The 11,180-nt window shown below is 62.3% G+C and carries 13 protein-coding genes and 1 pseudogene; 7 read left to right on the plus strand and 7 right to left on the minus strand.

Annotated elements, in window-relative coordinates:
- Positions 1 to 12: 12 nt before the first annotated feature.
- Genes NKG99_RS31105 through NKG99_RS31115 form a run of 3 tightly spaced genes read right to left on the minus strand, consistent with a single transcriptional unit; the run spans position 13 to position 1,908 of the window.
- On the minus strand, positions 13 to 693 hold the full coding sequence (locus tag NKG99_RS31105; protein WP_352873078.1) for a uracil-DNA glycosylase family protein: 681 nt from the start codon (positions 691 to 693) through the stop codon (positions 13 to 15).
- Positions 633 to 1,244, minus strand: coding sequence for a glutathione S-transferase (locus tag NKG99_RS31110; protein ID WP_352873079.1), 612 nt, complete (start codon positions 1,242 to 1,244; stop codon positions 633 to 635). The genes NKG99_RS31105 and NKG99_RS31110 overlap by 61 nt, the downstream gene beginning before the upstream one ends.
- 43 nt (positions 1,245 to 1,287) lie before the next feature.
- Positions 1,288 to 1,908, minus strand: coding sequence for a thermonuclease family protein (locus tag NKG99_RS31115; RefSeq protein WP_352873080.1), 621 nt, complete (start codon positions 1,906 to 1,908; stop codon positions 1,288 to 1,290).
- 74 nt (positions 1,909 to 1,982) lie between these two features.
- Here NKG99_RS31115 and NKG99_RS31120 point away from each other — a divergent pair, with 74 nt between their 5' ends.
- Positions 1,983 to 3,506 (plus strand): sensor histidine kinase, encoded by a 1,524-nt coding sequence (locus NKG99_RS31120; protein ID WP_352873081.1) that lies wholly within the window; start codon positions 1,983 to 1,985, stop codon positions 3,504 to 3,506.
- A gap of 34 nt (positions 3,507 to 3,540) precedes the next feature.
- On the opposite strand, the gene NKG99_RS31125 is transcribed toward NKG99_RS31120, so the two are convergent.
- Entirely contained in the window at positions 3,541 to 4,539 is a 999-nt protein-coding gene (locus NKG99_RS31125) for a nicotinate-nucleotide--dimethylbenzimidazole phosphoribosyltransferase (protein ID WP_352873096.1), read from the minus strand.
- Positions 4,540 to 4,735: 196 nt separating this feature from the next.
- Here NKG99_RS31125 and NKG99_RS31130 point away from each other — a divergent pair, with 196 nt between their 5' ends.
- A complete protein-coding gene (locus NKG99_RS31130; protein WP_352873082.1) occupies positions 4,736 to 4,969 on the plus strand; it encodes a DUF1289 domain-containing protein in 234 nt (77 codons plus the stop codon).
- A 7-nt stretch (positions 4,970 to 4,976) separates the two neighbouring features.
- The gene (locus tag NKG99_RS31135; RefSeq protein WP_352873083.1) at positions 4,977 to 5,681 is read left to right on the plus strand and encodes a TIGR02281 family clan AA aspartic protease; all 705 of its coding nucleotides are present in this window, start codon (positions 4,977 to 4,979) and stop codon (positions 5,679 to 5,681) included.
- Positions 5,682 to 5,697: 16 nt separating this feature from the next.
- Here the strand turns inward: NKG99_RS31135 and dusA are convergent, their stop codons facing one another.
- Both dusA and NKG99_RS31145 read right to left on the minus strand, forming a co-directional pair.
- Entirely contained in the window at positions 5,698 to 6,696 is a 999-nt protein-coding gene (dusA, locus tag NKG99_RS31140; protein WP_352873084.1) for a tRNA dihydrouridine(20/20a) synthase DusA, read from the minus strand.
- 47 nt (positions 6,697 to 6,743) lie between these two features.
- A complete protein-coding gene (locus tag NKG99_RS31145; protein WP_352873085.1) occupies positions 6,744 to 6,947 on the minus strand; it encodes a hypothetical protein in 204 nt (67 codons plus the stop codon).
- Positions 6,948 to 7,050: 103 nt separating this feature from the next.
- Here NKG99_RS31145 and NKG99_RS31150 point away from each other — a divergent pair, with 103 nt between their 5' ends.
- The 4 genes from NKG99_RS31150 to NKG99_RS31165 all read left to right on the plus strand — a co-directional run bounded on the left by NKG99_RS31150 (position 7,051) and on the right by NKG99_RS31165 (position 10,819).
- Positions 7,051 to 7,791 (plus strand): ATP-binding cassette domain-containing protein, encoded by a 741-nt coding sequence (locus NKG99_RS31150; RefSeq protein WP_352873087.1) that lies wholly within the window; start codon positions 7,051 to 7,053, stop codon positions 7,789 to 7,791.
- Positions 7,792 to 7,846: 55 nt separating this feature from the next.
- Positions 7,847 to 8,908 (plus strand): ABC transporter permease, encoded by a 1,062-nt coding sequence (locus NKG99_RS31155; RefSeq protein ID WP_352873088.1) that lies wholly within the window; start codon positions 7,847 to 7,849, stop codon positions 8,906 to 8,908.
- Between the two features lie 55 nt (positions 8,909 to 8,963).
- Complete coding sequence (locus tag NKG99_RS31160) at positions 8,964 to 9,968, plus strand: sugar-binding protein (protein ID WP_352873090.1); 1,005 nt, start codon at positions 8,964 to 8,966, stop codon at positions 9,966 to 9,968.
- A 110-nt stretch (positions 9,969 to 10,078) separates the two neighbouring features.
- On the plus strand, positions 10,079 to 10,819 hold the full coding sequence (locus NKG99_RS31165; RefSeq protein WP_352873091.1) for an SDR family NAD(P)-dependent oxidoreductase: 741 nt from the start codon (positions 10,079 to 10,081) through the stop codon (positions 10,817 to 10,819).
- A gap of 263 nt (positions 10,820 to 11,082) precedes the next feature.
- Here the strand turns inward: NKG99_RS31165 and NKG99_RS31170 are convergent.
- Positions 11,083 to 11,180 (minus strand): annotated as a pseudogene (locus NKG99_RS31170) (S-(hydroxymethyl)glutathione synthase); the annotation flags it as partial.

Consider the following 11,180-nt stretch of genomic DNA (forward strand, 5'->3'; position numbering starts at 1 on the left):
CTTGCTGAAAGGTCAACCAAGGCGATAGCGGATTTCCGACCGCAGGAAAGGCAGCAAATCCATTTCAAACCAGGGATTCTTCTTCAGCCAGCCGGTGTTGCGCCATGATGGGTGCGGCAGTGGCAGCACTTTCGGGCCGATGGAATTCTCCCAGAGGGAGCGCCAGTCCATTACCGTTTGCGTCAACGAGGGCCGGCGCTCGGCACCCATGTGCCAGGACTGTGCATAGATGCCGATCGTCAGCACTAGGTCGATCCGTGGCATCAAAGCCATCAAGGGCGCGCGCCAGGCCGGCGCGCATTCACGCCTCGGCGGCAGGTCTCCGCCCTTGGCATCCTGGCCGGGAAAGCAGAAACCCATCGGCACGATGGCGAACTTTTCGATGTCGTAGAATTCGTCGCTTGTCACGCCCAGCCAACTGCGCAAGCGGTCGCCGGAGGCATCGGTAAACGGCATGCCCGACAGATGCACCTTGGTCCCCGGCGCCTGGCTGGCGATCAGGATACGGGCGCTGGACGAGGGTCGCAGCACCGGACGAGGTTCGTGCGGCAACGGCTTGCCGACAGGGTTTTCCACGCAGATGCGGCAAGCGCGAATCTTGGCGGTGAGGCAGTCGAGTTCGACAGTCATTTTCAGGCTGATGCGCTCGGACGGCTGGAGACGGCCTGGTGCCAGCGCAGCACATTGGTGCATTCATCCGGCACCTTGATGCGTGCCGGCTTCATGAAATCGACGGCGATAAGCCCGGTGATATCGGCGATCGAATAGCTGTCACCGGCGATGAATTCTCGATTGCCCAGTTCACCGTCCAACAGTTTGAGGAACTGCACGGCCTTCGGCTTGTTGGCCTCGCCCCATTCGGGGATCTGCGGGATTTCCCATTCCTTCATGGCCGGATGGATGTGGCGAAACGCCTGCGCGACGCAGCTGAGCAAGTTGAACTCCATCCGTCGCTGCCACATCTCGACCTGCGCCTTGCCGAGTGCGCCACGACCGAACAGGGCTGGCTCGGGATGCAGTTCTTCGAAATAGCGGCAGATGGCGACGGATTCGGTGATGATGGTGCCATCGTCGAGCTCCAGCACCGGCAGGCGTTGCAAAGGGTTGCGAGAGCTGATTGCCTGTTGTCTGTGCTCGAGAGCACCCATGTCGACAGCTACCTGCGGAACCGTGATGCCTTTCTCGGCGAGGAAAACGCGGACCCGTCGTGGATTGGGCGCCCGGCCACCGTCGAAGAGCTTCATCTTCATCCTCCCATTCGTTCGCGGTCCAATTACACGATGCGGATCACCAGAAGCGAAAAATCTCGCGCGCGGCGTCGCCCATTGACGCCAGCGTACCGTGCTTCCTCTCGACGACTTCGCCGTGATGGCTGTCGCGCCAGTCCTGCGGCTGGTCGAACGTTCCCGCCCAGATGCCGGCCTTTCCTGCGCGCGCGATGGCTTCCTCGCTCTCGAAGTCGCCATAGGCAACCGCCCAGCCCGCTTCCACCTGCGCCCGGTTGAGGTCCTTGCCGCCGGCGGTGCAGTTGCCGAGCAGCCGGCCATAGCGGTCACGCTGCCAGCCGGTACAGGAGACGGGCTTGCCGGCGATCAAGCGCAAAAGCGACTGGCGCGCAAGCGTGCCGCAGGGATAGTCGGCGCCGTTCCTGCGGCAGGTCTGCGTATATTCCGGAGCATCGATGCCGCGCATGCGAATGCGCTCGGCACCAAGCGTGATCGAATCGCCGTCATTGATGATAGCCGCACCTTGCGTCTTGCGGGTTTCCACGCGGTCGAGGCGGGCCGCCAGCAGGATCAGCAGCCCGAGAATGATAGCGGTAAACCCGTAATCGACCAGCCGGCGCCACAGGCTTCGGGGTGGCGCGACGTATCGCGGACGCCGCCTTGGCGACCACGGACGGCTCATATGGCAAACGGTTGGTTAATCATTCGAACGTAGCTTAACACTTGGAAACCGCTGCTCGCATAATTGAAGTTTTGATGCCCTTGCAACGCTCGAACACAGCGGACAAGTTCATTGTGGACCGCAGGAAACCTCATCGCAACAGCGATGTGGCACGCGCGGTGCGCAAGACGCGTGACCGTCTTTCGCAGCAGGCCGGCAATCCCGATTTCGATCGCGAACTGCTGAAGCTCCACGCCCGGGCGATGACCAGCGGCGCAATCGCCGTCCCGCTTCTCGTTCTGGTGATCGCGGCGGGTGGCCGGCTGGCCGGCGTCGGCAACGAGATCGGCCTCTGGGCGCTGTTCACGCTGACCTGCTACACCATCGTCGCCTTCATGGCGCGGCGCATCGAGCGTACTGAAGCTTCCGAGCTCAACCCTTTGCAAACACGACGAGAATTCCTGATCGGCCATTTCTTGTGCGGTCTAGGCTGGGCATGGTTCGTCTGGCTTGGCTGCAACGTCTGCGAGGTCGACCCGCTCCACATCGTCAAGGCCGTGGTGCTGCTGTTCGCCATGGCGGCGACCGCGGTGATGACCTCGTCCCTGCGCGGAGCGCTGTTGGCGACGTTTGCCGTTCCGGTGGCGCTCTACGCCTATGGCGGCGTCAAGCTGTGGATGCCGATTGAGGTGATCATGGCCGGGCTGCTGGTCGTGTCGCTGCCCTTCTTCGCCTATGTCGCCCGTCACCTCAACCGCTCGTCCCTCATGATGCTGTCGTTCCGCTCCGAAAAGGATGCGTTGGTCGCCGAACTGGAGACAGCGAAATCGATGTCGGACGAGGCGCGACGCCGGGCGGAAGACGCCAATCTGGCGAAATCGCGGTTCCTTGCTTCGATGAGCCACGAACTGCGCACACCGCTCAATGCCATTCTCGGTTTTTCCGAGGTGATGTCGAACGAGGTGCTGGGACCGATGAGCAACCCCACCTATCGCGACTACGCCCACGACGTGCACGAATCCGGCCAGCATCTGCTCGACCTGATCAATGAGATCCTCGACCTGTCGCGCATCGAGGCTGGCCGCTACCAGCTCAATGAAGAGCCCTTGATGCTGCTCGGTATCGTCGAGGATTGCTGCCACATGATGGAGCTGAGGGCGCGCAATAAGGATATACGCGTCATCCAGGATTTCGAGCATGAATTGCCACGCTTGTTCGCCGATGAGCGGGCGGTGCGGCAGATCACGCTCAACCTTCTGTCGAATGCCATCAAGTTCACCGCCACCGGTGGCGAAATTCGTGTCCGCGTCGGCTGGACGGCGGGCGGCGGGCAGTACATTTCGATCAAGGACAATGGGCCCGGCATACCGGAAGACGAGATTCCGATTGTGCTTTCCGCCTTCGGCCAAGGCTCGATCGCCATCAAGAGCGCCGAGCAAGGAACCGGCCTTGGCCTGCCGATCGTGCAAGGGCTGCTCGCGATGCATGGCGGCGAGTTCGAACTTCATTCCAAGCTGCGCGAAGGGACAGAGGCGATCGCCATATTCCCGCTGAGCCGGGTAATGGAGGAATTGCCGGCGCTGCCGACCGCGACGGTAGCAGCAGCTCGGCGGCGATAAGTCGAAAGCTGTCGAGATGCAATGTGCCGGTTTCTTAGCTGCGCACCGCAGCCGCCATGCCCGAGCTGGTCAGCGCGGCTGCCTTGACCAGACCCGCGGCAAGGGCGGCCCCTGCCCCTTCGCCATGGCTGATGCCAAAATCAAGCAACGGGCGCAGGCCGAGGCGTTGAGCAGCCCGGGCGTGTGCGGGTTCTGGCGACAGGCCGGCAAGCAGGCAATGGTCGAGCGCGGCGGAATTGGCGGCTTGCAGCACCGCCGCGGCGGCCGTTGCGGCAAGCCCGTCGAGCAGCACCGGGATCTTCTGCATGCGCGCGGCAAGGATGGCGCCGGCAATCGCCGCGAACTCACGACCACCGACCCGGCGCAGCACCTCGAGCGGATCGCCGAGATGGCCACCGTGAAAGGCCAGCGCCGCATCGACCACGTCTGCCTTGCGTGCCTGCATCGTCGCATCGGCGCCCGACCCCGGGCCGACCCAGTCGACGCCCCTGCCCCCGAACAGCGCCGCAAACAGAGCTGCGGCGACCGTGGAGTTGCCGACGCCGAGATCGCCTAGGCAAAGCAGATCGGTACCGCCGGCGATCGCTTCCATGCCGAAGGCCATGGTGGCGGCGCAGCCGCGCTCGTCGAGCGCGGCATGACAGGTGATGTCGGCGGTCGGAATGTGCAGGGCAAGATCGAAGACCTTCAGCCCGAGATCGTTGGCAATGCAGATCTGATTGATCGCAGCACCTCCGGCCGCGCAAAGTTCGACCGCGTTGGCGGTCGCCGCCACCGGGCGCGGCGAAATGCCGTGGCGTGTGGCGCCATGATTGCCGGCAAAGACCGCCATCAATGGTCTTGTCACGGCTGGCGGAGCTCGCCCGCTCCAGGCCGCCAGCCACGCGGCGATGTCCTCGATGCGGCCGAGCGAATTGCCTGATTTGTCGGCCTTGGCGAACAGCGTGCGCACGCGGGCCTCGGCTGTCGTGTCGGCCGCCGGCAGATTGGCCAGCAGGTTGCGAAAATCGTCGAAAGGCAGCGCGCTGGTCATCTCGTTGGCGATCATTCCCTGGAGTAGGTGAGCGGCATAGCCGCCTTGCGTCGTCGGCACAACCTCCTGGATCATGGTCCTGAAATTGCCGCAAAGCTGGCCGCGAAGGGCGCAATCGCGAGGGCTTGCATTGGCTCCGCGGTTGCACCATGTGGAGATGGAGCGAGGATTCCGGACGGAACCTCAAGAGAAAGTCATGACGGCCATCGAATCCCCGTGCATCCTGGTCTGTTCGATCGACATGAAAACCGGCTTCTGTTTCGGGTGCGGTCGCACGCGTGAGGAAATCGGCGCCTGGATCGGGATGACGCCGGAAACGCGCCGCGGCGTCATGGCCGAATTGCCGGCCCGGCTGGAAACGATCGAGCGCCGGCCGCGCCGGGAAACGCGCCGCAACCGGATGGCGCGCGAACGCGACGCGCTTTCGTGAGGCGCGGATGAGCCGGTTGTTCTGGATATTGATGGCCGCGATCGGGGTGGGAGCAGTCCTGCTCATGCTCAACGATTCCGCCGGCAGCACGCTCGGCGTCGAGAATTACGATTTCAGCCGGCTGATCTGGCTCAGCGCCTTTGGCGCCCTGATCGGCGCCGGCCTGCTTCGCTCGGGCCGGCCATTGGGCGCCATGGCCCGCAACCTCGGCGCCTGGGCCGCCATCGTGCTCGCGCTGATCGCCGGCTATCAATACCGCTATGAACTGCAGGATGTCGCCAGCCGCGTGACCGCGGGCCTGGTTCCCGGCAGCCCGCTGGCGCTCGGCGTCGAAGACGGTCACGCCACGGTGACGCTCGACAAGGCGGACAACGGCCATTTCGAAGCGCGTATCCTGATCAACGGCAACCCGGTTCGAGCCATTGTCGATACCGGCGCGACCAGCACCGTCCTGACGTCCGAAGACGCGCAAGCCGCCGGATTCAATCCAGCGGCGCTCAACTACACCATTTCGGTTTCGACCGCCAACGGCGTGGCACGCGCCGCGGCCGTGAAAACCGATCAGATTGCGATCGGCGGCATCATGCGCAGGGACATGCCGGTGATGATCGCCGCACCCGGTATGCTCAGCCAAAGCCTGCTTGGCATGAATTTCATCGGCTCGCTGTCGGGCTTCGATGTGCGCGGCGACCGCATGATCCTCAGGGATTGAGCTCCGGCTCCCAGACTCAGGCCGCTTCGGCCGCCACTCCACTGAGTTCGACCGCCGCGAAAGCCGTCTTCAGCACATCTGGTCCGGCGCCGGGCCGGGTCGCGTCGGTGGACAGGATCTGGCGGTAGCGGCGCGCACCGGGCAAGCCATGGAACAGCCCGACCATATGACGGGTGACATGGCCAAGCCGCCCGCCCTGCTCGATGTGGCGTGCCGCATAGTCCGCCATGATATCGATCAGCGCCGCGAAATCGAACGCCCCGGGCTTGGCGCTGTAGAAGGCGGCGTCTACGCCGGCCAGAATGCCGGGCGTGTGGTAGGCGGCGCGGCCAAGCATGGCGCCGTCGACATGATCGAGATGCTCCCGCGCCTCTTCGATCGATTGAATGCCGCCATTGATGCCGATGAATTCGTTGCGTTTTCTGGCCTTCAGCCGATAGACGCGGCCATAATCGAGCGGCGGGATGTCACGGTTTTCCTTGGGGCTCAGCCCTTCCAGCCACGCCTTGCGCGCATGCACCCACAGCGCGTCGGCGCCGGCATCGAAAACACCATCCGCCAGCGCATCGAGGGCCGGCTCCGGATCCTGCTCGTCGACGCCGATGCGGCATTTGACGGTGACGGGAATTGTCACCGCCGCTTTCATAGCCGCGACGCAGGCGGCGACGAGGTCGGGCGCCTTCATCAGGCAGGCGCCGAACGTACCCGACTGAACGCGGTCCGACGGACAGCCGACATTGAGATTGATCTCGTCATAGCCAAAGGCCTCGCCGATGCGCGCCGCTTCGACAAGCTTGCGTGGATCCGAACCGCCGAGTTGCAGGGCAACCGGGTGTTCCGTCTCATCGAAGCCGAGAAGTCGCTCACGCGCACCATGGATGACGGCGTCGGCCACCACCATCTCGGTGTAGAGCAGCGCGTGGCTCGTCAACTGGCGATGGAAGAACCGGCAATGCCGGTCAGTCCAATCCATCATGGGCGCCACGGCCACTCTATGCTCTTGATTTATCGCCATTTTTTCTTAAACATCAAATCGTTATAACCTGCCGAGTGCACACGAATTTACGCCAGAATACGACCCTTTTCGCAGCGTCCCGTATAGCGCGCCTGAAAACCTTCGGCGAACTCATCGACCTTCATATCGACGACATGTGCGATGTAGGCAAGTCCCCGCGCCGCTCCAAGGCCGCATCCCTCGATATGCTTCAAAGACATCTGGGGAAGTGCAACATCGCGGCCCTTCGTGCAACAGAGGGAGATTGCCATCCGATAACGCCGATCTAATAATCATTGTGTTGAATGCGTTTCGCTGATTAGCTGCCTTGCATTAACACCGGACAAAATTGGCAATTGTCCGGGGAGGACCGCGATGCCGGTGCTTGAAGTTCGTCACGTTTCCAAGAATTTTGGAGCTATCCAGGCCCTGACGGACGTCAGCTTCCAGGTGGAGCGGGGTGAAGTCGTGGGTCTGATGGGGGACAACGGCGCCGGCAAGTCAACGATAGTCAAGACAGTGGCCGGGAATTTTCCGCCGAACGACGGCGAAATTGTCGTGGACGGCGAGATTTGTCACTTCCATAAACCCGTTCAGGCCCGTGCCAAGGGAATTGAAGTCGTCTATCAAGACCTGGCGCTCGCGGATAATCTGACGGCCGCGCAAAATGTCTTTCTTGGCCGCGAACTGAAGAAGGGCTTCTGGCCGATCAGGGTGCTCGACAAACAGGCGATGATCGACCGCTCGGCAGCGCTGTTCAGGGAACTCAAATCGGAAACCCGGCCGCGCGACCTCGTCAGGAAGATGTCGGGTGGGCAGCGCCAGGCGGTTGCCATCGCGCGGACCCGGCTTTCAAACGCCAAGCTGGTGTTGATGGACGAACCGACCGCCGCCATCTCGGTACGCCAGGTGGAAGAGGTGCTCGAATTGATCCGGCGCCTCAAAGCGCAAGGTGTCGGCGTCATGTTGATCAGCCACCGCATGCCTGATGTTTTCGCCGTTGCAGATCGTATCATTGTGCTCAGGCGAGGTTCGAAGGTTGCCGACAAGGATGCCGGCAATACGTCGCCCGAGGAAATCACCGGACTGATAACGGGGGCCATTCGTGGCGAATAGTGCTCGGGAGTCGGTTAGTGTTAGGAGGTCGGCCCCGGAAATCGGCCGACCGGCCATGTCGGACTTTGTCCCGACCAAGGAAAAGACGGCGCTTCAACATGTATTTTCAAGTCAGCCGTTCTGGGTGACGATCGCGCTCATTGCCCTCGTCACCTTGATGACGATCATGGAGCCGAGCTTCGGCACCTCCGAAAACGCCGCCAACGTCACGCGCAACTTCGCACCTTTCGGCATCATGGCGCTCGGCATGACGGTGGTGATCATCACCGGCGGCATCGATCTGTCGGTCGGCTCGATCATGGGCCTGGTGGTCATCGTCGCCGGCCTTTTCCTGACCTGGCACTATCCCTGGTACATTGCATTCGCCGTCGGCCTTTTCTCCGGTATGGCGTGCGGCGCGGTCAACGGATTCTTCGTCGCCTATGTCGGAATGCCGTCCTTTGTCGTCACCCTCGGCATGCTATCCGCGGCGCGTTCGCTGGCGGTCGTATTCTCCGCCAACCAGATGCTCTACCAATTCGGGCCCGATGCTCCGATCGTAAAGGCGATCGGCCAGGCGAGGTGGCCGCTGCATGGGCCGCAGGATTGGGCACCGCACTGGATACCAGAACTGTCATCGCAGTTCTGGACCATGGTGATTCTGGCCCTGATCGTCGGTTTCGTCTTCAATTTCACCGCCTGGGCACGACATCTCTTCGCCATCGGCGGCAATGAGGAGGCGGCGCGGCTCACCGGCGTGCCGGTCGACTGGATCAAATTCGAGGCCTATGTCTTCTCGGCCTTCACCGCTTCGGTCGCCTCACTCCTGCTCCTCGGCTACAACGGCTCGGCCATCAATGCCATGGGCCAGGGGTACGAGTTGCGCGTGATTGCCGCGACGGTCATCGGCGGAGCCAGCCTTATGGGCGGAGCCGGCACGGCCTTCGGCGCGATCATCGGTTCAGCGTTCCTCGAAGTGATCAGGAATGCGCTGCTGATGGCCGGCATCGATTCAAATTGGCAAGGCGCCTTCGTCGGCGGCTTCATCGTTCTCGCGGTTCTTTTGGGCATGCAAACCGGCGGCAAATCGATTCTCGCCGCTTGGCTGGCAGCCTTGATGCCCAAAAAAAGCCGCTAGAAAACCCCGCCGGCGGGAGGCCTACGGGGCATTTCAGCTAGGAGGAGACGTCAAAATGAAAAAAACTCTGCTGATGGCGGCCGTGGCGCTTGGCGCAATGGTGCTCGCCGTTTCCGGCGCCCAGGCGAAATATACCTTCGCCCTGGTACCGAAGAACATGAACAATCCTTTCTTCGACCAGGCACGCGACGGCTGCAAGAAGGCCGAAGCCGAATCGAAGGGCGCCTTGGAATGCATGTATATCGGCCCCGGCGAGCATGGCGGCGGCGACGAGCAGGTGCAGATCGTGCAGGATCTCGTGGCCAAGAAGGTGGACGGCATTGCCGTGTCGCCATCGAACGCCGCGGCGATGGCGGTTGCGCTGCAGGCCGCAAAGGAAGCCGGCATCCCGGTCCTCACCTGGGACTCCGACCTGCTGCCCGAGAACAAGGATCTTCGCGTCGCTTATATCGGCACCCACAATTATGAGATCGGCGTGAACCTTGCCAAGCTTGCCATGCAGGTCAAGCCTAAAGGCGGCACGATCTGCATCCAGTCGGGCGGCGCGGCGGCGGCCAACCATAATGAACGCATGCAGGGCATTCGCGATACGCTTTCGGGCACCAAATCGGCGGCCTCGCCCGGGGACCCGCTGACGGGCCAGAATGGCTGGACCGAAATCGAAGGCTGTCCGCTCTACACCAACGATGATTTCCCGCTTTCGGTGCAGCAGTTTGAGGACATCATGGCGAAAAATCCGAACCTCGACGCATTCATCCCAACGGGTGGCTTCCCGCAGTTCATTCCTGATGCCAACCGCGCCGCAGTCGCACCGTACAAGGACAAGATTGCCTCGAAAGCGCTGGCCCTTGTCGTCGCCGACACGCTTCCCGTGCAGATCGACCAGATGAAGGAAGGGCTCTCGCTTGGCCAGGTCGGCCAACGGCCGTTCGAAATGGGCTACAAGACCATGATGGCACTGAAGGACATGAAGGACGGCAAGGCGCTCCCGGCTGACCCGACCTACACAGGCCTCGACGTCTGCACGCCGCAGACGGCCGATACCTGCGTCGCCAAATAGTGCGTTCGGGCGGGAGGAAACTCCCGCCCTTTCATTGGAGCGAGGTGCGGTTAGACTGCAGCATTGTCATCTTATCTCGTTATCTCGCTCCAGGGGCTTCAATGTCGGAAATGTTCTCGCTCAAGGGCCGGGTCGCATTGGTGACGGGTGCTTCGCGTGGCCTCGGCTTTGCCATGGCTAAGGCGCTTGCGGAAAACGGCGCGACGGTAATTGTCAATGCGCGCGACATGGACACCCTCTCCGCGGCGGCTGAAAAAATCGGAGCCGAAGCCCTGCCGTTCGATGTCGCGGACGCGGTGACCTCAAGGGCGGCCCTTGAAGGGATCGTCGAACGCCACGGCCGCCTCGATATCCTGATCAACAACGCCGGCATCCAGCATCGCAGCCCGTTGGTTGAATGGAAGGACGAGGACTTCGACCGCGTGATTGCGGTCAATCTTTCGGCCTGCTTCCGAATGATGCGCGAGGCGGTGCGCCTGATGCTGCCGAACAAATTCGGGCGCATCATAAACACTGGATCGGTTGCAGCGATCCTTGGCCGCCCCACCATTCACGCCTATGTGGCGGCAAAGGCGGGGTTGCATGGACTGACACGCTCGACTGCCGCCGAGATGGGCCGTCACGGCATCACCATCAACGCGATCGCCCCCGGCTATTTCGCCACCGAGCTCAACACCGAGCTCATCAACGACGAGGCCTTTACCAAATGGGTCGAGGCACGAACCCCTGCTGGCCGCTGGGCTCAACCTGAGGAACTCGGCGGAGCGGTGGTGTTTCTCGCGTCCAACGCTGCCGCCTACGTCAACGGACATGTTTTGGCGGTCGACGGGGGTCTATCGGTCTCCCTTTGACCCTGCGAACTGCCTTTAGCAGAATGATATTCCAAGTAACAAACGGTTGATTTCATTGTGAAAGCATTGGGCCGGACGCGCCCGAACGTCGCCAGCGTCGGCCGTAGGATGGCGGCCGAGCGCAGGCTTGTCGGCTTGTGCTCCCGCGCAGTGACGTCGCGCAGGGCTACGCCGGTAGTCGTTGCGATCTCCGGCACCGCTGCGCCGGTGATCGCAATCGGCGCGACCGCCCCGATAAGCCGCTCCCGTCGCGGCAATGCGGCTTATGCCGGCAGAGCGCCGGACTTCTTCGCCGTCCAGGTGGCGATATAATCCATCAAGCCGGGGTTGAGGCAGTCATAGGGTTCGAGACCGATCGACT

Source organism: Mesorhizobium sp. M1409 (genome assembly GCF_040317535.1).
In the GTDB taxonomy this organism is placed as follows: Bacteria; Pseudomonadota; Alphaproteobacteria; order Rhizobiales; family Rhizobiaceae; genus Mesorhizobium.

Coding starts and splice junctions, on each gene's coding strand:
- NKG99_RS31105 (WP_352873078.1), bottom strand. CDS start 693: ATGCACCAATGTGCTGCGCTGGCACCAGGCCGTCTCCAGCCGTCCGAG.
- NKG99_RS31110 (WP_352873079.1), bottom strand. CDS start 1,244: ATGAAGCTCTTCGACGGTGGCCGGGCGCCCAATCCACGACGGGTCCGC.
- NKG99_RS31115 (WP_352873080.1), bottom strand. CDS start 1,908: ATGAGCCGTCCGTGGTCGCCAAGGCGGCGTCCGCGATACGTCGCGCCA.
- NKG99_RS31120 (WP_352873081.1), top strand. CDS start 1,983: ATGCCCTTGCAACGCTCGAACACAGCGGACAAGTTCATTGTGGACCGC.
- NKG99_RS31125 (WP_352873096.1), bottom strand. CDS start 4,539: ATGACCAGCGCGCTGCCTTTCGACGATTTTCGCAACCTGCTGGCCAAT.
- NKG99_RS31130 (WP_352873082.1), top strand. CDS start 4,736: ATGACGGCCATCGAATCCCCGTGCATCCTGGTCTGTTCGATCGACATG.
- NKG99_RS31135 (WP_352873083.1), top strand. CDS start 4,977: ATGAGCCGGTTGTTCTGGATATTGATGGCCGCGATCGGGGTGGGAGCA.
- dusA (WP_352873084.1), bottom strand. CDS start 6,696: ATGGCGATAAATCAAGAGCATAGAGTGGCCGTGGCGCCCATGATGGAT.
- NKG99_RS31145 (WP_352873085.1), bottom strand. CDS start 6,947: ATGGCAATCTCCCTCTGTTGCACGAAGGGCCGCGATGTTGCACTTCCC.
- NKG99_RS31150 (WP_352873087.1), top strand. CDS start 7,051: ATGCCGGTGCTTGAAGTTCGTCACGTTTCCAAGAATTTTGGAGCTATC.
- NKG99_RS31155 (WP_352873088.1), top strand. CDS start 7,847: ATGTCGGACTTTGTCCCGACCAAGGAAAAGACGGCGCTTCAACATGTA.
- NKG99_RS31160 (WP_352873090.1), top strand. CDS start 8,964: ATGAAAAAAACTCTGCTGATGGCGGCCGTGGCGCTTGGCGCAATGGTG.
- NKG99_RS31165 (WP_352873091.1), top strand. CDS start 10,079: ATGTTCTCGCTCAAGGGCCGGGTCGCATTGGTGACGGGTGCTTCGCGT.